General features: G+C 52.9%; 21 protein-coding genes. 19 read left to right on the top strand and 2 right to left on the bottom strand.

The genetic code is table 11. The features are described 5' to 3' along the window. Positions 1–15: 15 nt before the first annotated feature. The 13 genes from M467_RS26820 (at position 16) to nhaC (ending at position 15050) form a co-directional block, all read left to right on the top strand. Entirely contained in the window at positions 16–444 is a 429-nt protein-coding gene (locus tag M467_RS26820) for a GNAT family N-acetyltransferase (RefSeq protein WP_021067280.1), read from the top strand. Between the two features lie 101 nt (positions 445–545). Further along, positions 546–977, top strand: a complete 432-nt coding sequence (locus tag M467_RS26825) for a YlbF/YmcA family competence regulator (protein WP_021067281.1) — start codon at positions 546–548, stop codon at positions 975–977. A gap of 54 nt (positions 978–1031) precedes the next feature. Beyond that, the gene (gene mutS, locus M467_RS26830; protein ID WP_021067282.1) at positions 1032–3557 is read left to right on the top strand and encodes a DNA mismatch repair protein MutS; all 2526 of its coding nucleotides are present in this window, start codon (positions 1032–1034) and stop codon (positions 3555–3557) included. A gap of 4 nt (positions 3558–3561) precedes the next feature. Further along, on the top strand, positions 3562–5364 hold the full coding sequence (gene mutL / locus M467_RS26835; protein WP_021067283.1) for a DNA mismatch repair endonuclease MutL: 1803 nt from the start codon (positions 3562–3564) through the stop codon (positions 5362–5364). A gap of 163 nt (positions 5365–5527) precedes the next feature. Beyond that, a complete protein-coding gene (locus tag M467_RS26840) occupies positions 5528–6196 on the top strand; it encodes a 50S ribosomal protein L25/general stress protein Ctc (RefSeq protein WP_021067284.1) in 669 nt (222 codons plus the stop codon). A 208-nt stretch (positions 6197–6404) separates the two neighbouring features. Beyond that, a complete protein-coding gene (locus M467_RS26845; RefSeq protein WP_029595608.1) occupies positions 6405–7247 on the top strand; it encodes a formate/nitrite transporter family protein in 843 nt (280 codons plus the stop codon). Between the two features lie 189 nt (positions 7248–7436). Further along, the gene (locus M467_RS26850; protein ID WP_031200216.1) at positions 7437–9281 is read left to right on the top strand and encodes an anaerobic ribonucleoside triphosphate reductase; all 1845 of its coding nucleotides are present in this window, start codon (positions 7437–7439) and stop codon (positions 9279–9281) included. Then, positions 9259–9714 carry an anaerobic ribonucleoside-triphosphate reductase activating protein gene (gene nrdG / locus M467_RS26855; RefSeq protein WP_021067287.1) on the top strand — a complete coding sequence of 152 codons (456 nt, stop codon included), beginning with the start codon at positions 9259–9261 and terminating at the stop codon, positions 9712–9714. The genes M467_RS26850 and nrdG overlap by 23 nt, the downstream gene beginning before the upstream one ends. Before the next feature lie 54 nt (positions 9715–9768). Next, on the top strand, positions 9769–10587 hold the full coding sequence (locus M467_RS26860) for a fumarylacetoacetate hydrolase family protein (RefSeq protein WP_021067288.1): 819 nt from the start codon (positions 9769–9771) through the stop codon (positions 10585–10587). Between the two features lie 122 nt (positions 10588–10709). Next, positions 10710–11972 carry a S1C family serine protease gene (locus M467_RS26865; protein ID WP_021067289.1) on the top strand — a complete coding sequence of 421 codons (1263 nt, stop codon included), beginning with the start codon at positions 10710–10712 and terminating at the stop codon, positions 11970–11972. A gap of 56 nt (positions 11973–12028) precedes the next feature. After that, positions 12029–12373, top strand: coding sequence for a DoxX family protein (locus M467_RS26870; RefSeq protein WP_021067290.1), 345 nt, complete (start codon positions 12029–12031; stop codon positions 12371–12373). Between the two features lie 20 nt (positions 12374–12393). After that, positions 12394–13488: an amidohydrolase gene (locus M467_RS26875; protein ID WP_021067291.1), complete on the top strand. Its 1095-nt coding sequence runs from the start codon at positions 12394–12396 to the stop codon at positions 13486–13488. Positions 13489–13649: 161 nt separating this feature from the next. Further along, positions 13650–15050, top strand: coding sequence for a Na+/H+ antiporter NhaC (gene nhaC, locus M467_RS26880; RefSeq protein ID WP_031200219.1), 1401 nt, complete (start codon positions 13650–13652; stop codon positions 15048–15050). A 14-nt stretch (positions 15051–15064) separates the two neighbouring features. Here nhaC and M467_RS31490 read toward each other — a convergent pair whose 3' ends face one another. Beyond that, positions 15065–16258: an HTH domain-containing protein gene (locus tag M467_RS31490; RefSeq protein ID WP_021067293.1), complete on the bottom strand. Its 1194-nt coding sequence runs from the start codon at positions 16256–16258 to the stop codon at positions 15065–15067. 78 nt (positions 16259–16336) lie between these two features. On the opposite strand from M467_RS31490, the gene M467_RS26890 reads away from it, so the two are divergent. Both M467_RS26890 and M467_RS26895 read left to right on the top strand, forming a co-directional pair. Continuing rightward, the gene (locus M467_RS26890; protein WP_021067294.1) at positions 16337–17467 is read left to right on the top strand and encodes a mandelate racemase/muconate lactonizing enzyme family protein; all 1131 of its coding nucleotides are present in this window, start codon (positions 16337–16339) and stop codon (positions 17465–17467) included. Then, complete coding sequence (locus tag M467_RS26895) at positions 17454–18125, top strand: hypothetical protein (protein WP_021067295.1); 672 nt, start codon at positions 17454–17456, stop codon at positions 18123–18125. The genes M467_RS26890 and M467_RS26895 overlap by 14 nt, the downstream gene beginning before the upstream one ends. 35 nt (positions 18126–18160) lie before the next feature. Here M467_RS26895 and M467_RS26900 read toward each other — a convergent pair whose 3' ends face one another. After that, positions 18161–18910, bottom strand: coding sequence for a GDSL-type esterase/lipase family protein (locus M467_RS26900; RefSeq protein WP_021067296.1), 750 nt, complete (start codon positions 18908–18910; stop codon positions 18161–18163). A gap of 117 nt (positions 18911–19027) precedes the next feature. On the opposite strand from M467_RS26900, the gene M467_RS26905 reads away from it, so the two are divergent. The 4 genes from M467_RS26905 to M467_RS26920 all read left to right on the top strand — a co-directional run bounded on the left by M467_RS26905 (position 19028) and on the right by M467_RS26920 (position 23621). Further along, complete coding sequence (locus M467_RS26905; protein WP_031200222.1) at positions 19028–19948, top strand: ABC transporter ATP-binding protein; 921 nt, start codon at positions 19028–19030, stop codon at positions 19946–19948. Then, positions 19941–20939, top strand: a complete 999-nt coding sequence (locus M467_RS26910) for an ABC transporter permease (RefSeq protein ID WP_021067298.1) — start codon at positions 19941–19943, stop codon at positions 20937–20939. Before M467_RS26905 ends, M467_RS26910 begins: the two co-directional genes overlap by 8 nt. Before the next feature lie 179 nt (positions 20940–21118). Continuing rightward, positions 21119–22648, top strand: a complete 1530-nt coding sequence (locus M467_RS26915) for a M4 family metallopeptidase (RefSeq protein ID WP_021067299.1) — start codon at positions 21119–21121, stop codon at positions 22646–22648. A gap of 112 nt (positions 22649–22760) precedes the next feature. After that, complete coding sequence (locus M467_RS26920; RefSeq protein ID WP_021067300.1) at positions 22761–23621, top strand: PPK2 family polyphosphate kinase; 861 nt, start codon at positions 22761–22763, stop codon at positions 23619–23621. Positions 23622–23670: the final 49 nt, after the last annotated feature.

The following is a 23670-nucleotide window of genomic DNA, read 5'->3' on the forward strand; positions in this document are numbered from 1 at the left end:
GGGGGACAAGTTGAGATGCAGAAAAAACGGTTTGATGAATTGACGACGAGAGAGCTCTATGAGTTATTGGCGCTCCGTACCGAAATCTTTGTCGTGGAACAAGATTGCCCGTACCAAGAAGTCGATGGGAAAGATGTGACGGCGGTCCATTACTGGATTGAGGCAGACGGTCGCCCGATTGCGGCGTTACGTGTCCTCGAGGATGAATCGCCAATTGCCATCGGTCGTGTCGTCACAAAATCGACGCATCGGGGACAAGGCCATTCGCGGCGCTTGATGCAAGAAGCCGTGGCAGACTTTGGGGATCGCGATTTGTATTTGCAAGCGCAAACGTACGTGGAGCCGTTCTATGCAAGCTTTGGGTTCACACGAACGAGCGAGGAGTACTTAGAGGATGGGATTCCTCACGTCGATATGGTTCGGACGGCGACCATCTCGAAGTGAATCGATGCGGTACCGTTTGCCATAAGTTCGTGGTAGAATGATGAGGAATACTTGCGTGCGTCAAGACGTGCGTTCAATCATAGAGAGCAAAGGGGTTTACGATGGTGACTGATCAAACTGTGATTCAAAAAGCGAGAGAATTAGCCGACTTATTGGCGAGCACGCCGGAAGTGGCCCGCTTCAAAGAAGCGGAAACGAAAGTGAACGAAAGTGAGCGCGTTCAAACGTTGATTAAGCGTATCAAATACTTACAAAAAGAAGCCGTCAACTGCAAGCACTACGGGAAGACGGAAGCACTCGCCAAAGTCGAGCTAAAAATCGACAAGGCGATGGACGAACTCGATTCGATTCCGGTCGTCCAGGCGTTCCAAGAGACGCAAGTCGAAGTGAACGATTTGCTTCAATACGTGACGGTCACACTCGCCAACTCGGTGACAGATCGCATTATCGAGTCGACGGACGGTGACGTTCTCGCCGGTAAAACAGGAAGCGGCATGGCAGCGGAGAAATCACGCGGCGGCTGCGGATACTAACAAACAGACAGCTGGCCTTTGGTCAGCTGTTCTAATTTCTAGAGGTGAACACGAATGGAAACGATACATCAAACCCCGATGATGAAACAATACTTTTCAATCAAGGCCGATTATCCAGACGCCTTTCTCTTCTACCGGCTCGGTGACTTTTACGAGCTGTTTTTTGAAGATGCTCAAATCGTCGCCAAAGAACTCGAATTGACATTGACTGCGAAAAACGGAAAAAACGCCGAGCACCCGATTCCGATGTGCGGGGTCCCGCATCATTCCGCTGCGATTTATATCGAGCAACTCATTGAAAAAGGTTTCAACGTGGCGATTTGTGAGCAGATGGAAGATCCAAAAGCGACGAAAGGACTCGTCAAACGTGAAGTCATTCAAGTCATCACGCCGGGTACATATATGGCCGCGCTCGGTGAGAAAGAGAACCGGTATTTACTTTCGGTCGTGAACGTCGCAGGCCGGTTTGGGATTGCACGCGGCGATGTGACGACAGGTGAATCTTGGTTGACGACCTTACCGTCGCGCGAGGCCGTCCTACGCGAAGTCGAAGGGTTGGTCCCGAGTGAAATCATCGTTGATGACGCCGAGTTGGCAGACCATCTCTCATCACTCGGCATTCCGCTGTCGGTGCAGACAGAGCGATTGGCGAGCTCGTTGTCGAGCGGTGCCCGCGACGAGGCGCAAGTAAGTGCGTTCGAACTCCTTTTCGCCTACTTGACGCGCACGCAAAAACGCGCCCTCGATCACCTGCAGCCCGCTGTCGCCTATGAGGTTGAGGCCCATATGCAACTCGATGCGAATACGGCCCGCAACTTGGAGCTGTTCCGTTCGGCCCGGTCCGGGGAACGGAAAGGATCACTTCTCGCCCTGCTCGATGAGACGACGACAGCGATGGGGGGACGACTATTGAAACGTTGGCTCGAACAGCCGCTCTATACGGAACAGGCGATTCGTGAACGCCAAGATGCCGTCGAAAATTTAGTCGATGATTTCATGCTCCGCGATCAATTACGGGAGCAATTACGTCACGTCTACGATATCGAACGGCTCGTCGCGAAAGTCGGTTACGGGACGGCCAACGCACGTGACCTTGTCCAGTTGCGGAACACGCTTGAACGCATTCCAGCGGTACGAGAGTTGCTCGCGAATGTCACGGCAACGCGATTGCATCACATCGATGCGACGCTCGACACCTTCGACGCGCTATCGGAACGACTTCAGGCAGCGCTCGTCGAGACACCACCCATCTCAATTAAAGAAGGTGGCATGATTCGTTCAGGCTATTCGACAGAACTTGATGAACTGCTCGAGGCGAAAGCGAACGGGAAGACGTGGATTGCCAATCTCGAGCAACAAGAGCGGCTCGCGACCGGCATCAAGTCGCTGAAAATCGGCTATAACCGTGTCTTTGGCTATTATTTGGAAGTGACGAAAGCGAATGCGCGCTTGCTCGAAGAGGGGCGGTATGAACGGAAACAGACGCTTACGAACGCCGAACGCTATGTCACGCCTGAGTTAAAAGAAAAAGAAGCGCTCATCCTCGGTGCCGAGGAGAAGAGCTGTACGCTTGAATATGACTTGTTCGTCACGTTACGTGAAGAAGTCAAACAAGAGACGAAACCACTTCAACAACTGGCCCGCTCGTTAAGTGAACTCGACGTCCTGCTCGCGCTCGCCATTGTCGCCGAAAAACGGGACTATGTCCGGCCGACGACGTCAAATAATGTTCAAATCGATTGTGGGCGCCATCCGGTCATCGAAACGGTATTACCTCGTGGTGAATATGTGGCCAACGACTTGACGCTCGATGACACGCGGCGCATGCTCTTGATCACCGGACCGAACATGTCCGGTAAATCGACGTATATGCGTCAGTTCGCACTGATTGCCATCCTGCATCAAATCGGTTCATTCGTGCCGGCCGAAGCGGCCGAACTTCCTTTGTTCGATCGCATCTTTACCCGCATCGGGGCAGCCGACGATTTGGTGAGCGGACAGTCGACGTTCATGGTCGAAATGACGGAGACACGTCAGGCGGTGACGGAAGCAACAGCACATAGTCTCATCCTCCTCGATGAGATTGGACGAGGAACCTCGACGTATGACGGTATGGCGCTCGCACAGGCCATCGTCGAATATATCGCGGCCACCATCGGCGCGAAAACATTGTTCTCGACCCATTATCACGAATTGACCGTGCTCGAAGACACAATTCCAGCCCTTGAGAACGTGCACGTCCGTGCCATTGAACGGGACGGACGCGTCGTCTTCCTGCATGAAGTTCATCCGGGACGGGCCGACAAATCGTACGGGATTCATGTCGCTGAACTCGCTGATTTGCCGCCTGATTTGATTGAACGGGCGCGAACGATTTTGTCTGAGCTTGAGACAGAACCGAAACCGACACGGGCAGCTGTAGAACAGCCGGCTCCGGCTGAACCTGTGGCCCAACTGTCACTTTTTGAGACGGAAGATGACATCAAACGACAACTGCTCGACCTCGATTTGCTGGCGATGAACCCGATCGAGGCGATGCAGGCGCTCTATGCGCTCCAACAATCCGCGAAGAAGGAGTGAGTCGATGGGAATCATTCAAGAGTTACCGGAACAACTGGCCAACCGAATCGCTGCCGGGGAAGTCGTCGAACGCCCAGCCTCGGTCGTGAAAGAGCTCGTCGAGAATGCGATTGACGCCGGTGCCACGAAAATCGAAGTCGATTTGGAGGAAGCCGGGATACGTCTCATTAAAGTCCGGGATAACGGGCATGGGTTTTATGAAGAGGATGCTCCGCGAGCTTTTTTACGTCATGCGACGAGCAAAATCCGGGACGAGCACGATTTGTTCCGGATTCGCACACTCGGCTTCCGTGGGGAGGCCTTAGCGTCTATCGCCTCAGTGAGTCATGTGACATTGAAGTCACGCCGAACTGAGGAGGACGGATTTGAGATGACGCTCCAAGGGGGTGTCGTTACGGCGCAAACACCGGCCGCCGCAAACGTCGGAACAGAGATAGCGGTCAGTCAATTGTTCTACAATACACCGGCCCGCCTCAAATACTTGAAGACGTCGGCGACCGAACTCGCGAGCATCACCGATACGTTGAACCGGATCGCCTTGTCCCACCCGGAAGTTCGCCTCACGGCGTTCCATGAAGACAAGGAACTCCTGCGGACGAGTGGGAATGGCGACATCAAGCAAGTCATGCTCGCCATTTATGGGCGTCAAGTTGCAGCGCAAATCGTCACCGCGTCGAGCAAGACGAACGACTATAGTTTGAGCGCCCATCTCGTCCGGCCTGAAGTGACGCGTTCGAACAAGCAGTACGTGACGCTCATCTTGAACGGTCGGAGCATCAAGAACTTTGCGTTGACCCAAAGTGTACTCGAGGGCTACCATACGTTACTCCCGATTGGTCGTTATCCGATTGCCGTCCTCGAAGTGAACATGGACCCGATGTTGATTGACGTCAACGTCCATCCGACAAAACGGGAGGTCCGACTCTCGAAAGAGAAAGAGCTGTGCCAGTTGATTCGCGAGACGGTCCAACTGACACTCCGGGAACAGCGTTTAATCCCGTCGGTCAAACCGAAAGAGCGACCGGTCAATCGGACCGAACAAGAGCGACTTGATTTCACGGTCGAACGGACACCTGTCACGGATGAACCGCCGACGTGGAACTATCCGATTCCACGTGAGCCTGTCACGTCACCGAGTCGATGGTCACCGACCCCGCTCGTCAATGAAGCGCCTGCACCGACCGACCCGATTGTCGAATCAGACGCAATTGAGACGAAAGGAATGCGGTTGCCGCCGCTCGACGTCATCGGCCAATTGCATGCGAGCTATATCGTCTGCGGCGCCGAGGACGGCATGTATGTCATCGACCAACACGCGGCTCAGGAACGGATCAAATACGAATTGTTTTATGAGCAACTCGGGAATCCAGACAAAGAGTATCAATTGTTGCTGCTCCCGCTCACACTCGAGTTCACGCAAGAAGAGACGCTCGCGATTGAAGAAGTCGCTCCGCTCTTGAAAGAAGCGGGGCTCGATTTGGAGCCGTTCGGTGGCAACACGTTCCTCATCCGAGAGATTCCGACGTGGTACCCGCAGCATGATTTGGAAGGGACGGTCCGCGATTTGATTGAGATGGCGATTCGGGACCGCTCTGTCAATCTCGCCAAATATCGGGAAGACGCGTCAATCTTGATGGCGTGCAAGCGGTCGATTAAAGCGAACCATCCATTGAACCACGAAATGATGCGGCAATTGCTGCATGACCTCAATCAGACGACGTCCCCGTATACGTGTCCGCACGGGCGACCGATCTTGGTGAAATGGAGTACGTACGAACTTGAGAAGTTGTTCAAACGGGTTATGTGACACGCTTGTAATCTTTTTTTAACCGGCTGTAACGTTTATGTCCGGGTGCCTATGGGAACAATATACACATGTCACTCAACGCATCGAGGTTGAGAGGTGGCTTTTTCACTGCCTCACCCTCAAGATGTAGACATGATCGATAAACCAGTAGGGGGAAAAGATTATGGCAGACACGCTTAAAGTAACGAAACGAGAATTACGACCACGTTCGGTCCGCGCAAACTTGCGTAAAGAAGGTAAAGTACTAGGTGTCGTCTACGGCTATAAAGTCGAGAGCACACCAGTAGCATTCGAGGAGATGGCACTTCGCAAAATTCTCCGCGATCACGGTGACAACGCGCTAATCGAGTTGAACATCGACGGCAAGAAAGTAAACACGCTCGTTCACGGGACTGAAGTTGACCCGTTCACGAACGAATACAAGCACGTCGAGTTCATGGCCGTGAAGATGGACGAAGCGACGGAAGTCGAAGCGGACGTCACACTCGTCGGTGACGCGAAAGGTGTCAAAGAAGGCGGCTTCTTGGCGCAAACGCTCTATAAAGTTACAGTATCGGCGACACCGGCTAACATTCCGGAACGCATTGAACTCGATGTTTCTGAACTCGGTATCGGTGACTCGGTCACGGTAGCTGACATTCCAGAGAACAAAGACTATGACATCGTCTCGGATGGCGAGCTTCAAATCGCATCTGTGAACGAGCCGGTCTCTCTTGAAGAGCTCGAGGCAGACACAGACACAACGACAGAAAGTGAAGCCGAAGCAACTGAAGAAGAGTCGGCTGAGGCATCATCTGAAGAGTCTGAAGAGAAGTCTGCAGACAAAGAATAAGCTGTATCGAACGACCCTTTGCGAAGGGTCGTTTTTTTCGTCACAAATCCGACAAATGTAAACGATTACGATGTGAAAAATATGTCAACACGGTCCAAGGTCGATTGCAATTTATTGGATTCGGGCTTATATTGTTAATGATTTCACATGTTCGTTCTTATTATATGGGTTCATTCAAACAGAAAGAAGGGTTTGTGACATGGCATCAATGGAAATCCATGCACTCGAATCATTACGAAAAAAAGCTCAGGCATCTTCGCAAATGATTCATTATCGGCCAATGGAATACTTTTTACGGGCAATGCTCGCGGGGATCTTTATCGGATTCGCTTCAATCTTCACACTTAAAGTTGTCAACGGGATGTACTTGATCGATTCGCCGTTCACGACACTCATCGGTGGGTTCTCATTCGGGATCGCGCTTGTCATGATCATCTACGGCGGAGCCGAACTGTTCACGGGGAACACAATGTATTTCACGACCTCGACGTTACGCGGCTATACGACGCTCAGTGACACAATGCTCGTCTGGTTACTTTGTTTCGTCGGGAACGCGCTCGGTGGCGTCTTGTTCGCCTTGTTGCTCGCCCCGACCGGCGTCATCCAAGAACTCGGGATGGACAACTGGCTGTTCGCGGTCGTCGAGAGCAAGATGCATCATACGACGGTCGAGATTTTCTTCCGTGCCATCTTCTGTAACTGGATGGTCTGTCTCGCGATTTTCTTACCAAAACAGATGAAAAATGAGTTCGCCCAAATCTTCTCGATGATTTTCCTCGTCGCCGTCTTCTTCGCGTCAGGATTTGATCACGTCATCGCCAACTTCGTCTTGTTTGCGCTCACGCTCGTCGTCCCACACCCTGAGGCGATTAGCTTTGCCGGCGCCATCCACAACTTGATTCCGGCCACGTTCGGTAACATCATCGGCGGCGCCTTGTTCATGGGTGCGATCTATACGTGGTTGAACGCGAAAGGCTTGCGCGAAGCCCAAGAATCAGAGGAAAAAGAAGAAGTTGAATTAAAAATCGTGAAACCGGCTAAAGAATTATAAGTTGGATCACTTGAAAGAACGGTCGAGTCCATATGCGGGCTCGGCTGTTTTTGCGTTTATATCACAACCAACGCTCACAATTTAGACTCCACATCTCCATACTCAAACATGACATAATCTATATATGGAATTGAATCGAGTTACGAACTCGATTCATATCAATATATAGTGAGGTGATGCGGAGTGAACATGCTCCAGCTTTATGAAGATGTCTGTGTTCTCCCAGATCAAGATCTCGTACAAGAGAACGCCAACGTCGACGGGAAATCACCACTTGGCAAACTGGCACGATTATCCTCGGAAGTGTCGAAACAGCTGTCGACAACGTATTTGTTGTCAGAGCGGACACGTCAGGCCGTCGCAGACAACTTTTTGTACATCCATGACGCCGACTATTACGTGACGGGATCGACGACGTGTTGTCAAATCCCGCTCGGCGAGTTGCTGACGAACGGATTCCATACCGGACACGGGACGATTCGACCGCCCCAGGATATCCGTTCGGCGATGTCACTCGCTTCGATTATTCTTCAAGCGAATCAGAATATGCAACACGGGGGTCAAGCGTTCCCGATGTTCGATGTCGATTTAGCGCCATACGTCGAAAAGACGTATGAACGTCAACTGGAGCGTCTCAAGAAGCTTCCGGTCGAATGGTCGACCGAGCAACTTCTCGAAGTCGCTGAGACCGAGACAATCACAGCGACGTATCAAGCGTGTGAAGCGTTCATCCATAACGCCAATTCGATGCATTCGCGAGGAGGCGGCCAAGTGCCATTCGTCTCCATCAACTATGGGACTGACACGAGCCGTTGGGGCCGGATTTTCATCCGCGAGTTGTTGCGTGCGACCGAGCGAGGGCTCGGCAACGGGGAGACGCCGATTTTCCCGATTCAAATCTTTAAAGTAAAAGAGGGTGTCAATTTTCATGAAACCGACCCGAACATTGACTTGTTCCGACTCGCCTGTCGCGTGACGGGCAAGCGTCTATTCCCGAACTTCTCCTTCGTCGATGCCCCGTTCAACTTGCAATATTATGATGGGAGCCATGACTCAGAAGTCGCTTATATGGGGTGTCGGACACGAGTGATGGGGAATCGTCATGGCGCCGAGACGTCGATCGGACGAGGCAATTTATCGTTCTCGACCTTGAACTTGGTCAAGATGGCGCTCGTCGCTTCGGACATCCATACATTTTATGAGACGCTCGACGCCTACGTCGACGTCGCCATCGATCAATTGCTCGAACGGTACGACTATCAAGCGAAGCGTCATGCCGACGAATTCCGCTTCCTTTACGCTCAACACGTCTGGAGGGGCAGCGAGAGACTTCAGGCGGAAGAAGAGCTACGGGATGTACTGAAGCAAGGGACGTTGTCCGTCGGTTTCATCGGTCTCGCCGAAGCGCTACGCGTGCTCACAGGCGGCACGCATGCCGATTCACGGGAAGCGGAACGTCTCGGACTCGATATCGTCACTCATTTACGTGATCGGATGAGACAGGCGGCAGAGCAGCACGATTTAAACTTTTCGCTCTTGGCCACGCCGGCCGAAGGATTGTCTGGGAAGTTCGTATTGAAGGATCAGCAGGCGTTCGGGATGATTGAGGGTGTTACCGACCGCGCCTTTTATACGAACTCGTTTCATGTGCCGGTGTACCAGTCAGTGTCGATTCGTGACAAGATTCGGTTGGAGGCACCGTACCATGCGCTCTGTGACGCGGGTCATATCACTTATGTCGAAGTCGACGGGTCGCTCGCCCATAACCCGGAAGCGGTCGAAGCGATCGTCCGGCTCATGCGAACCGAAAACGTCGGCTACGGATCGATTAATCATCCCGTCGACCGGTGCGGTAACTGCGGCCTCGAGGGAACGATCGATGCCGCGTGCCCGACGTGTGGCGAGGAAGAGCAGATTGAACGGATTCGTCGCATCACCGGCTATCTGGTCGGCACGATGGACCGATGGAATTCGGCGAAACGAGAAGAAGAAAGAGCGAGGGTGAAGCATCATGCGCGTCCTATCCGTACTTGACGAATCGGTTGTCGACGGTCCAGGCATTCGCACGGTCATCTTTACGGCGGGATGCCCTCATCGCTGTCTTGGATGTCACAATCCGGAATCATGGAACCCGCGAGGTGGGGAAGACGTACCAGTCGAGGACCTGCTCACCCGAATCGAACAATCCGGGTGGGACGGTGTCACCGTTTCGGGCGGAGAGCCGTTCCTGCAACCGGAAGCACTGGCCCGGCTCGTCGACGGGTGCAAGGCGCTTCAGAAAAACGTGTGGGTGTATACAGGCTATACGTTCGAACAGTTACAAGGTATGGACGATGAGTACGTCACAAGTGTGCTCGATCGTGCCGATGTCCTTGTCGACGGTCGTTTCGAACAGCCGCTCATGGACCGGTCGCTCCGATTTCGGGGGTCGAGCAATCAGCGAATTATTTTCTTGAACAAAGCGTAATCGGGACCGTCGCGTCCCGATTTTTTGTATACTAGCAAAAAAGGGGGAATTTTGATGAAATGGTGTAGTTTTCAAGTTGAAGGAGAACAAAGGGTCGGTGTCGTGGCAGGGGAGTTTGTCTATGACGTCAGTGACCAATTACATACGACTTCATTGTTAGAGGTCATCGCGCGAGAGTTTGAACCGGATATCGATTTGGACGTCGCACCTCGGATCCCATTGACCGACGTCACGCTCGTCGCGCCATACCGACCACTCAAAAACGTGATCTGTATCGGCAAGAACTATGAAGAGCATGTGAAAGAGATGGATACGGCGGGAGCCGGCAAACTCGTCATCTTCACGAAAGCTCCGACTTCGGTCGTTGGACCAGGGGCTGTCGTCGAACGTCATCCTGAACTGACCGACCAACTCGATTACGAAGGCGAGCTCGCCGTCATTATTGGGAAATCAGGCCGGGACATCGACGACGTCGACGCCCATATTTTCGGCTATACGATTTTGAACGATATCACGGCCCGGGACGTTCAAAAACAGCACGTCCAATTTTTCCGCGGTAAATCGTTCGACACGTTTTGTCCGCTCGGACCTTATATCGTCACACCGGATGAGCTCTCGTTTCCACTTGCGATTCAAACGGTCGTGAACGGTGAGACACGCCAAAACGGGTCGACAGCGGACATGATTCGTCCAATTGAAGAGTTGATTCGGACGTTGTCGAAAGGGATGACGCTAGAAGCTGGTGATATCATCGCCACCGGTACGCCGGCTGGGGTCGGCCATGGGATGAAACCGCCCGTCTATCTCCAATCTGGGGACACAATCGAAGTGAGCATCACGGGACTCGGGACGTTAAAAAACGTTATCGTCTGACCCAATTGACGCAAATTGTGAAGAATCTTGTAATCGATGTCTCATTTCCGCACAACGATGACTATGCCTCTTATACTAAGGGTAGAACAAAAGAGGAAACATCATATAGGAGATGATTACACATGGAACGCAACGATCGTCCAACAGAATCAAATGAACCAAATCGCCGCGAGGATTGGCTCGACACCGAGCTTGGCTCGTCCGAACAACGACAAGAGCCGTCGCGCGCAACACAACCGGCCCGACCTTCATTCGTCGGTCGGATGTTCCCTGGGTTTGTCGGTGGGGTAATCGGTGCTGTCTTGACTGGGGCCATCGCCTTCCCGTTCATCGATCAAGTCCCAACGAACGTGTCTGATACGAACGTGACGTCGGAAGGGTCACCGGTCCAGACGACATCGACGACGGCGGACAGCTCGGTCACCGATGCGGTCGCGACCGCACAACCTGCCGTCGTGACGGTAAACAATTTTGCTTCGAACGGATTATCGAATGAATCGGTCGAAGCTGGTGTCGGCTCGGGTGTCATCTATAAGAAAGACGGTGACTCGGCTTACATCGTCACGAACCATCACGTCGTCAACGGTGCTGACCGTTTGACCGTGACATTCAATGACGGATCGACAGCGGACGCCAAGTTGATGGGTAGTGACGCCACATACGACTTGGCGGTGCTCGAAGTCGATGCGGACAAAGTCTCATCCGTCATCACGATCGGGAAGTCGAGTGAACTGAAGCCTGGACAGACTGTCATCGCCATCGGCAATCCGCTCGGCCAGTTTGAGAACTCGGTCACGCGCGGCGTCGTCTCGTCGACGTCCCGTCTCGTTCCGGTCGATACGGATGAGAACGGACAAGCCGATTTCAATGCCGAGGTCATCCAGACGGATGCTGCCATCAACCCGGGTAACTCCGGTGGTGCCTTGATTAACGAATCGGGCCAATTGATCGGAATCAACTCGATGAAAATTGCGACCGATTCGGTGGAAGGGGTCGGCTTCTCGATTCCAGTCGATATCGCTTTGCCGCTCATCAATCAAATCGAGCAGACGGGCGAAGTGAACCATCCATCGCTCGGCGTGTCGCTCCGTGACGTGTCCGAGTTCCCACCCGGGTACTTGACCGAGCAAATCAATCTGCCGGAGTCGGTGACGGCCGGTACGATTATCGTCGAAGTGCAGGCGAATAGCTCGGCCGCACGGGCCGGACTCGAAGCACGCGACGTCATCGTGAAAATTAACGATCAAGCCGTCTCGTCGTTCATCGACCTTCGGAGTGAACTGATCCGGGATACGGACGGAACGGTCACAATCGAATACGTTCGTGACGGCAAGACCGATACGGTCGATGTCGAGATTCAAAATGCGAATGGGGATGCATTGTAAAGATGGGCACATAGCCCATCTTTTTTGTTATGCTTAGAAAAAAGGAGGGGATTCCATTGATTCGCACACTGTATGGGGTTTTATTTTTAGGGGCCGGCATCATGCACTTCGTCCAAGAACGGGCATTCATGTCGATTATCCCGAAATCATGGCCGTTCAAACGGTTCATGGTCCAAGCGAGCGGTGTCATCGAAGTCGTCTATGGCGCGCTGTTGCTCACGAACAAAGGGACGCGATTTGTGAAGAGCACCTTACCCGCATTTTTGATCGCCGTCTTCCCGGCCAATATCAATATGGCGCTCAAACCGTCGAAACTGGGCAAAATGCCGCTCCCGAAATGGGTGACGTGGGCCCGATTGCCGTTGCAATGGGTATTGATTAAAGGGGTCAAAAAAATATAAGTACATATGGGGGATCGATCATGACGAACGTATTGAACTGGTTTGAGCATTTTCATGCCCATCCCGAAGTGAGCTGGAAAGAATTCGAGACGACGAAGACGATTGCCGACATCTTGACGTCATGGCAAGTCCGTCACGAAACGTTTGCCGACGTCACCGGCACCATCGCCGAGATTGGTGAGGGACACGATGTCATCGCTGTCCGAGCCGACATCGACGCGTTATGGCAACAAGTTGACGGGACGTTCCAAGCCAACCATTCATGTGGCCACGATGCCAATATCAGCATGGTGCTCGGTGCACTTGATGAGTTGCGACACGAACACTTGCCGAAACGGGTCCGGTTTATTTTCCAACCGGCCGAAGAACAAGGGAACGGGTCGCTCGCGATGATTCGACACGGGGCGTTAAAAGACGTCAGTCAGCTGTACGGCATTCATTTGCGTCCGCTCGAGGAACTGCAACGCGGTCAATATGCGGCTGCGATTCAACACGGGGCCGCATTCTTCTTGAAAGGCAGGATCAACGGGGACGATGCTCATGGCGCGCGGCCGCATCAAGGTCAGAACGCGTTAGACGTCATCTTCACGATTCAACAGATGCTCAAGAGCATCTATTTGTCGCCGTTTGAGCCGCATTCGGTCAAACTGACGGGTGTCCAAGCTGGGAGTGAGAATTTGAACATCATTCCGGGCAATGCGACATTCTCGATTGACGTCCGGGCCCAACAGAACAAGGAACTGCTCGAGCTGCGCGACCGGGTCGAGACGATGTTGCACCAGATTGCAGTCCTGCATGGAGTGACGATCGACTGGGAATGGCAAGATTTCACCCCAGGCGCCTTGATTGGCGAACGTTCGAGCCGTCATGCGGCCGAAGCGATTAGTCAGCGGTTCGGGGCCGATGCACTCGTCGACCGAATCATCACGTCAGGTAGCGACGATTTTCATTTCTACACGGTCGAACAGCCAGGACTCGATGCGACGATGATTGGCATCGGCGCCAACTTGACACCAGGGCTCCATCATCCACAGATGACGTTCGATCGCGACGTCCTTCCTGAAGCGGCCGCGCTACTAGCCGATACGTTGCGACGGGCCGTCCACGCGACATGAACGACAAAATGAACGAGGCGAATTCGCTTCCGTTCATTTTTTTATTGCCTTCCTCGAATGTAAGCGTTATCATCATCTTATTAGCGACAATATAACGACAATTCAGAATCTTTCGCTATCGGGGAGGAAGACACATGGAACAACAGGGGAACAAGGTAGACATGAAGCTTCGCTGGGCGGTATTGCCGCTACTTGTCATGATCGGGGTCATGCTCGTAGCCATTGTCCAATTAAAACAAGGCCCACACATCCCGCTCATCATCGGGACGGCGGTGGCGGCACTCGTCGCCTGGCGACACGGCTATAAGTGGAAAGAGATTGAAGAGATGATGTACAAAGGGATTCGACTCGCTTTGCCGGCGGTCGTCATCATCATCTTGGTCGGCTTGACGATTGGGGCGTGGATTGGGGGAGGCGTCGTCGCGACGATGATTTATTATGGGTTGACGATTATCTCACCGGCCTATTTCCTCGTGACGATTTGTATCATCTGTGCGGTCGTCGCGCTCTCCATCGGCAGTTCATGGTCGACGATGGGGACGATCGGCGTCGCCGGGATGGGCATCGGGCTAAGTATGGGGATACCAGCACCGATGGTCGCCGGAGCCGTCATTTCTGGCGCTTATTTTGGGGACAAGATGTCGCCGCTGTCGGATACGACGAATTTGGCGGCCGGTTTGACGCATACGGACCTATTCGTCCATATCCGTCACATGCTGTATACGACGATTCCGGGCTTGATCATCGCCCTAAGCGCGTATTGGTGGCTCGGTCGCCGCTTCAGTGAGACGACGACGGATTCGTCAGAGATCGTGCAGACGCTCGCCATTTTAAAAGAGAGCTTTGTCATCTCACCGTGGTTGCTCATGATTCCACTCGCGGTCATCGCGCTCGTCGCGAAAAAAGTGCCGGCCATACCAGCTCTCGTCGTCGGCATCGCCCTTGGATTTTTGGCGCAAGTCGTCGTGCAAGGTGGCTCGCTCTCAGATAGTGTCGGGGCGCTCCAGAGCGGTTATGTGATCGAGACCGGCAATGAGTTGGTCGATAACTTGTTCAGCCGAGGTGGACTCGACGCGATGATGTATACCGTCTCGATGACGATCGTCGCGATGACATTCGGAGGGATACTAGAGTACTCGGGTATGCTCCAGTCCATCATGAACCAAATCGTCAAGCTGGCGAAAACGGCCGGATCGATGGTCGCTTCAACGATTCTTGCCGCGTTCGCGACGAATGCATCATGTTCCGAACAATACATTTCGATTGTCGTGCCGTCGCGCATGTTCGCCAGTGCCTATGAAAAGATGGGGCTTCATTCGAAGAACTTGTCGCGGGCGCTTGAAGACGGCGGCACGCTCACGTCGGTCTTCATCCCATGGAATACGTGTGGCGTGTTCATTCTCGGGACGCTAGGCGTCGGGGCGTTCGAGTACGCGCCATACGCCATTCTAAACTTTGTCGTTCCGGTCATTTCAATCATCTATGCGTTCACAGGTTTCACGATTGAACGGATTGCTGTGTTAAGGGCAGAACCATCGATCGACCAACAAGCGGCGCAATGAAAAATTTCCCGGCCTCATGAGGTCGGGAAATTGAATTTATAGACGGCGCGGGGCCGGCCTTGGCTATAACTCATCTCTTCGCCGATCACATCGACGATGCCGGCGCCATGAAGTTTTTTGATGAGCCGTTCCGTCGTTCGTCGGGTCACGTCGAGGTAGTCGGTCAACTCTTTTGCCGTGAACTCGTGCTTGCGTTTGGCGAATTGTAAAATCTTCCCGATATTGACGGGGCTGACTCCGGCTTGTTTGATGAAGTCGAAGGCAAGTTGTTCCGTCACGCGATACGGGATGTGCGCGTCACGGGTCGGGAACGATAATCGTTTGGAATCATCGACGATGCGGATGCGCTCTTTACTTGCGGCAGACAAGGCGATTTGAGCATGCTCGTCCGCCTGTTGATAGTCCGTTCCATACCCGATTCCAATGCGGTACGTCCCGTTCGGTGCGAGCGTATCTTCTTCGAACGCGTTCATCACCTCACCTTTGGTCGTCAATACCGTGATGTGATGGTCCTCCGCGGACTCAAGATGTCCACCCAGATAGCGGACCGAGGCGAGGTGGTCACGCAACGTCGTATCGATCGTGTCGTAGCGGATGATGGCGAACTGGGCGGCATCGGCCAACTGTTGCCGAACTTGTTGAATCAACTGATCGAGATGGTGCCTGACGGTCACTGTCGGCTCAATCATCAGTTGACTGTTCAATCCGGCACGAACGAGCTCATGATGCACCCGCTCGATGCTCGTGATGGCCAGATTCGTTTGTTTGCCTTGGTGACTGGTATGAAAGGCGATGACGTCCTCGAATGCGAGATCAGGACTGATGCGCATGACGGTGGGGGCGACCCGTTCGTTCGGGAACGAGTCGAGAATCGACGTCAGTCGTCTCGGTTCGACCAAATCGATTGATACTTGATTGAGCGACACCGAGTGGGTGAGCGTCGCATAGAGAAGCGTCGTCAAGAGGACAGTCTCGTCTTGGACGACGTGATGTGCCGCCACGTTGGTAAGATAAGGGGTCGCATAGGCGAACGGGAACGAGCCGGAAAAAAAGACGCCGTCGAACGAGCCGAGCGTTTGAGCGATGGTCGCCGCTTCGTGCGGATGCTCATACGGATGATAGGCGAACCGGACGTCCTCTGGTGAACCGAGCGAACGAATCGTCTCCACGAATTCGTGTGATCCGACGATGGCGATATGGATGGACATCAAAACTCCTCCTTGCAATTTAACGACTATTTAACGACAATATAGCTAATGACACGTAAGAAGTAAAGGAGAATGGATATGAGAATAGAGAAAATCGAACTGTTTGCGATTCGTTTACCGTTAAAAGTGCCGTTCATCGTCAGTTACCATCGTTATGACGACATGCCGTCAGTGATTGTAAAATTGACGACCGAATGTGGTCACGTCGGCTATGGAGAGGCCGTCGCCGATGAACACGTCACGGGCGAATCGCTCGATAGTACAATCAGTGTGATTCGACATGTGCTCGGACCGCTTTTAATCGGCGAAAACCCGATGCAGATGGAACGGATTCACGACGTGATGGACCGGGCCATCCGTGACGTGCCGGCGGCGAAGGCGGCGCTCGATATCGCCTGTCATGACGTCGTCGGGAAAAAGCTCGGGCTTCCGGTGTATGATCTGCTCGGTGGCCGTTATCACGACGCCTTTCCGGTCACGCACGTCCTCAGTATCGGCGAGCCGGAGGCGATGGCGGCCGAGGCTCGCGAACAGATCGAACAAGGGTACACGGCCGTCAAGATGAAAGTTGGCGTCGACGTCGCCTCGGACGTACGCCGTGTCGAGGCGGTCCGGCGTGCCGTCGGTCCAAACGTGCCGATTCGGGTCGACGTCAATCAGGGCTGGGTGAATGCCGCTAAGACACTCCAAGCGATGCAGCAGCTTGAGCCATTCCACATCGATTGGGTCGAACAGCCGGTCAAGGCTGACGACTTTGAAGGAATGGTCGAAGTGAAAGGGAAAATCTCGGTGCCACTCATGATTGATGAAGGCGTGCGCGGCATGACGGAGATGCGTCGGTTGACGATGATGCAGGCCGCCCACAAAGTGAACATCAAACTGATGAAGTGTGGCGGCATCTACCCGGCGAAAAAACTCGTGCATATGGCCGAAATGTCGGGCATCGAGTGTCAAATCGGGTCGATGGTCGAGTCGTCGGTCGCCTCGAGTGCAGGCTTTCATGTCGCCTTCTCGAGCAAAATCGTCCAATCGGTCGAGTTGACAGGTCCCCTTCGTTTCGCCGAAGACATCGGCAACTTGATGTACGACTTGCCGTTCATCCGCCTGTCCGATGAGCCAGGTCTCGGTGTCGACGTCGATGAGGCCGTCTTGTCACGGCTGACGACGGCGACGTATGTCATCGGAGGGGTCGACCATGTGGCGCAGTGAGTGTAACGGCCTCGACATCGAGGTCAACTATTTGACGATGACAGAGCTCGCACAAGTCGAGGCGGTGCAACAGGCCGTCATGGCCACATTGACGGAAGGAAGCCAGTACCAGTCCCTCACGACTGAGGAGTTCGTAAAGCTGTTGACCGACCGCACATTGATTGGGGCGTACCACGAGGGCACGTTGATCGCATTCCGCGCGCTCCTGATCCCGCCGCTCGACGAAGAGCATCTAGGATACGACATCGGTTATCCGTCTGATGCGCTCGACCGCATCTTGTATCAAGAAGTGACGAACGTCCATCCTGACTACCGCGGCTACGGTCTGCAACAACATCTCGGTAGGCTCCTCATGAAAGAGCTTGAACATGGCAGTCGGTTCGACCTCGTCTGTGCGACCGTGGCGCCTTTCAATATCCCGAGCCTGAAGGACAAGTTCGCCCTCGGCCTTCGCATCGGTGCCCTCAAACCGAAATATGGCGGAAAGCTGCGCTACATTTTTATGAAGGAACTGCACAACGACTGGCGCCCGACTGGTGACACGACGTGGCTCGATATGGGCGAGACGGAGCAACAAGTCGCCTTATTGAAGGCAGGCTGGTTCGGGACGATGATGACACGCGACGGGGAGAGCTGGCTCGTCAAATATGAACGATGAAAAATGGCCTGATCGCGACGATCAGGCCATGTTGCTTATTCGAGGATGAACAATACGTCCTCGGCTAACTTCTCATATGTCCGGTCGCTCGGATGGAACTGGTCGGTCGCAAGGTCACGGCCGACGTCCGAGACGTAAGCGAACGGATCGATCACATCGATGCGTTGCGCGTTGCCGAACGTGGCCGCGGAGGCGTTCCAGTCGAGAATCAATTGATTGAACGCCTCACCGTTCTCGTTCTCTTGGAACGGGTTATAGAGCGCGATATAGACGATTTGCGCCGTATCGTTCAATCCGCGAACTTGTTCGAAGATATCATTCAAGTTCGTCTTCGCATCGGTCACGACTTGCTCGATATCGACCGATTCGAAATTGTCGACGTTCTCGCCGCGGTTGAACAAGTCGTTGCCGCCGATCGTGAGCGTGATATAGCGGGCGTTCTCAATCGTGCGTCTTACTTCAGGTTGTTCGAGCTGCGCCAATAAGTCTTCCGTCCGGGCGCCGGAGACGGCCAGATTCTGCGTACGGATATCATTCTCTTCGAGCGCTTCACCGACCGGTTGGACGTAGCCCGCACCTGATGTAGAGCCGACCCCGCGTGTCAATGAATCTCCGAGTGCGACGTAAACATCACCGACCGGTTCGGGTCTCGTATCTTCGCTGACCGAGAGTGTCCGTTCCGGCGGATTGACGATATCTTGGTAACCGATCCATAAACCGTATAGGGCGATGCCCGTCAAGAAGACAGAACCGATTAAAAACGTATACCATTTCCCATTTTTCATGTGATGACCTCACTTTCTATAGAACTATCATATCAAATAAGTGTGAACCTGCCCTATGTGAATGTTCGAATAGGACAGATGCGATCGAGTCCGATAGAATGTAGGAGAGGTGAGATGATGCAACCAACATTGAAGATAGACCATTTGACAAAAGTAATCGGTAAAAAAACAATCATCGATGACATCTCGTTCGATGTGTTCCCCGGTGAAGTGTTCGGCTTCTTAGGACCGAACGGGGCAGGTAAAACGACGACGATTCGGATGATTGTCGGATTGATTAAGCCGACGAACGGGACCGTCTCGATTTGTGGGTTCAGCGTCGAACGTCAATTCGTTCAGGCGATGAATCAAATCGGCGCCATCGTTGAGAATCCGGAACTGTACAAGTTCATGAGCGGGCGTGAGAACTTGAACGCCTTCGCGCGGATGTTGCCCGGTGTCGATGAGGCCCGGATTCAAGAAGTGATCGATCTCGTCGATTTGACGGCACGAATCGATGATAAAGTGAAGACCTACTCGCTCGGGATGCGGCAACGGCTCGGCATCGCTCAGGCCATGTTGAACAATCCCCGTGTCTTGATTCTCGATGAGCCGACGAACGGGCTCGACCCGATGGGGATTCGTGACCTTCGACTCTTCATCCGCCGTCTCGTTGAAGAGACAGGATTGAGCGTCCTCGTCTCGAGCCACATCTTGGCCGAGATTGAACTGCTCGCGGACCGCGTCGCCATCATGTCGCGCGGGAAAATCGTGAAAGTCGGAACGGTCGAGGAGCTGATTCATGAGTTGGCGTCGACGGTCGATGTCCACGTGGCCGACAGTTTTGAAGTCTTGCCGATCATCCGCGGATTCGAATCGATTGATCACGCCGACGTTGTCGATGAACGGACGATTCGGGTCTCGATGAATCTGGAAGATACGGCTCGCTTGAATCGCTACTTGCTCGATCGTGGCGTCGACGTGTTCGGTCTCGAACGACGCGTCCAGACGCTAGAAGAATTGTTTATCTCATTGACCGGGGGTGACCATATTGTCTAATCCGTCAATCCTTGGCCTTATTCGGAACGAAGTCTTAAAGATTCATAAGAAACGTCGGCTTCTCGTCGTGTCGACCATTCTCATCGTGCTCGTCTCGATGTTCACGTATGCCAACTACCGGCAAATCGAGAAACAACGGGAAGAACAAGGAACGATCGACTGGCGTGTCGATTTACAGCAAGAGATCGTTGATACGCAAAACAGGCTCGCCTCGGCGAACGTTCAGGATGAGTTCCGTCAAATTTTGGAATTCCAGGTCCAACAGAATCAATATTACTTAGATAATGATATTAACCCGAACTATCCTGGGGCGCCGACGTTCATGCGTGTCTTCTTCTCGCAAGGGACGACGCTCGTGCTCCCACTCTTCATCATCGTCCTGATGGCCGATATCGTCAGCGGTGAGCATAATGATGGCACAATCAAGACGCTGTTGTCCCGTCCGGTCCGGCGCTTTAAGATTTTGCTTGCCAAATGGATGACGACGCTGCTGTATACGTCGATTCTTATCTTCATCACGGCACTCGTCAGTTATGTCATCTCTGGCATCGTGCTCGGTTGGGACGGATGGACCGCGCCGATTTTGACTGGGTTCCAAGCCTCGGCGACCGGGACGTTCTCGACCGACTTCGTCCATACGCTGCCGATGTGGCAATATTTGCTCATGTCAGTCGGCCTATCCTGGTTCGTCGTCGCGGCCGTCGGGACAATCGCACTCATGATCTCAGTCATCGTCAAAAATACGGCGACTGGGATTGGGATCATGATGGCCGTCCTGATTTCAGGACCGCTCCTCACGTCGCTCGGGTCGAATTGGGACAGCTCGAAATATTTGGTGAACGTCAACTTCGGTCTTCATACCTATCTCGAGGGGCAAGCCCCACCGATCGAGGGGATGACATTACCGTTCTCGCTCATCGTCATATTCGTCTGGTCGCTAGCGGCTCTCGCGTATGCGTTCTACCATTTCACACAAAAAGATGTCTATTGATGACTGGCGTCACCTTCAACGGTGACGCTTTTTTTGTTACGGCTGATACGACTAGAGAAAATGATGGGTTAGTCCAAATGTCTTAATAATTTGAATTGTCAAAATAATTAAAAAGTTGGATACATTAAATGTGGGAAACTATGTAAAGTAGGAGACACCACATAAGGAGGGAAACACACATGAAAAAAGTTTTATCTACATCACTCATCGCAGGCGTCTTGCTCGTGCCGCAACTTGTCGGCGCGGCGGAGCTCAAGTCGGGCACGTTGACGAAACCATCGAACGAGGCTCCGACGACAATCGTCAAAGAGTATGCGAAAGCGAAAGGCGAATTCAAAACGCTCGAATCGAAGCGTGACAAAGTCGGACAAGTGGTCAAATTACAACAGACGGTTGACGGAGTGCCGGTCTTCGGTGGAATCGTCGTCGGTGTCGTCGATAACGATGGCCAATTGAAAACGGTCGTCGATGACACGAAACAACTCAAAGGATTACATAAATCGATCAAACTGAACGAACAAAAAGCGGTCGCTCGTTATAAAGAGCTTGTCGGCCACAAAGGCGCATACGAGCTTGAGCCGGCAGCGGAACTCGTCGTCTATCCGAACGGGGAAGAGGCGGTCTATGCGTATGAAGTGACCGGGACGATTCTTGATGCGGATGAGCCGTCACGTTGGACGTACTTCATCGATGCGGCAAGCGGGAAAGTATTGAACAAGTACAACCAATTGGCACACGCCAAACCGACGAACGGTGTCACGGGTACGACGTATACGGGCACGGGAATCGACGTCCTTGGCCAGAGCCAAACGTTCAAGACGACGAAGAGCGGTTCATATTACTATCTACAAGACTCGACACGCGGCAAAGGCATCTATACGTATGACGCGAAAAACCGGACGACGCTTCCAGGATCACTTTGGGCCGATGTCGATAACGTCTTGAACACGACGTATGACCGGGCAGCGGTCAGCGCCCATGTCAACGCGACGAAGACATATGACTTCTTCAAGAATACTTATGGACGCAACAGTTACGATAACAACGGCGCGGCCCTCAACTCAACGGTCCACTATAGCCGCAGTTACAACAACGCGTTCTGGGATGGCAGCAAGATGGTGTACGGTGACGGTGACGGGCAAACGTTCACGTACCTCTCTGGCGCACTTGACGTCGTCGCTCACGAATTATCACACGCGGTCACAGAATACACGGCCGGTTTGATCTATCAGAACGAATCGGGCGCCATCAACGAGGCGGTATCCGATATCTTCGGTACGGTCGCGGAGTATAGCGTCGGCTCGAACTTCGACTGGTTGGTCGGGGAAGACATCTATACGCCTGGCATCGCCGGTGACGGTCTTCGGTCAATGTCCAATCCAGCTGCCAACGGTGATCCAGATCACTACTCGGTCCGTTACACAGGGACACAAGATAACGGCGGCGTCCACATCAACTCGGGAATCGTCAACAAAGCAGCTTACCTCTTGGCGAGCGGCGGTTCACACTACGGCGTATCGGTCCAAGGTATCGGCGTCATGGAGATGGGGGACATCTACTACCGTGCCCTCACCGTCTACTTGACACCGACTTCGAACTTCTCAAGCCTACGTCAAGCGGTCGTTCAATCGGCCAAAGACTTGCACGGTGCGACGAGCACGCAAGCAGTTGCAGCGGCGAAATCGTTCGATGCGGTCGGCATCAACTAAACGTGATTCAATCCTTTTCGCTTCGGCGGAAAGGATTTTTTTGTCGCTATTTTTTGAAAGAATAGGGTAAATACGGATTGTACGTAAAATTTGTCGCAATCAAGGAGGATATATGGACATTCAATCATTTCGCATTGACCATAAAAACGGGATTCGTCTGGACGATTACCCAACCACGATCAAGGACCGCCCATCGGACGAGACGTTGCAAAACGAGCTGATTCCGGAGAGCGTCGAAAGATTGAAAGAGTTGCATTGGAAACTATATGCCGAAGCCAAAAAAGGTGTCGTCGTCGTCTTACAGGCGCTCGATGCGGGCGGTAAAGATGAGGCAATCAGTTATATCTTTTCCAATCTGAACGCGCAAGGGTTGAAGACGAACGCGTTCCAAAAACCATCGGATACGGAAAAGAAACATGACTATCTATGGCGGATGCATGACCTCATGCCGGAGCGAGGCCAAGTCGGTATTTTGAACCGCTCCCATTATGAGGAAGTGATCGCCCCGCGCGTCCATGATTTGCTCGGAGAAGAGGTCATTCCGGATGAGGAGGATAAAGAATCGGTATGGAAAGTCCGCTATCGCCAAATCAATGACTTTGAACAATATTTAGATGAGAACGGGTTTAAGGTCATCAAATTTTTCTTTAACGTCTCAAAAGAAGTCCAGCGCGATCGTTTGCTCGAACGACTGAAAGACCCAAGCAAGAATTGGGAGTTCTCGTTCAATGATGTCGAAGAACGAAAGCATTGGGACGATTACCAAGATATCTTTGAGGATATGTTATCGAACACGGCGTCAAAACATGCACCTTGGTTTGTGCTCCCGGCAGATGATGACTGGTACGCCCGTTATATCGTCTCGATGATTATGATAGACGTTCTAGAGGACATCGATCCCCAGTTTCCGACATTCTCGGAAGACGAACAGGAACGAATCGATGAAGCGATTCAAACGCTCGAAAACGAGTGACGTTTGTCGAGTCCGTGAACGTCCATTTCTCCACTTGCACTGAAAGCGA

Source organism: Exiguobacterium chiriqhucha RW-2, assembly GCF_000416965.1.
In the GTDB taxonomy this organism is placed as follows: Bacteria; Bacillota; Bacilli; order Exiguobacteriales; family Exiguobacteriaceae; genus Exiguobacterium; species Exiguobacterium chiriqhucha.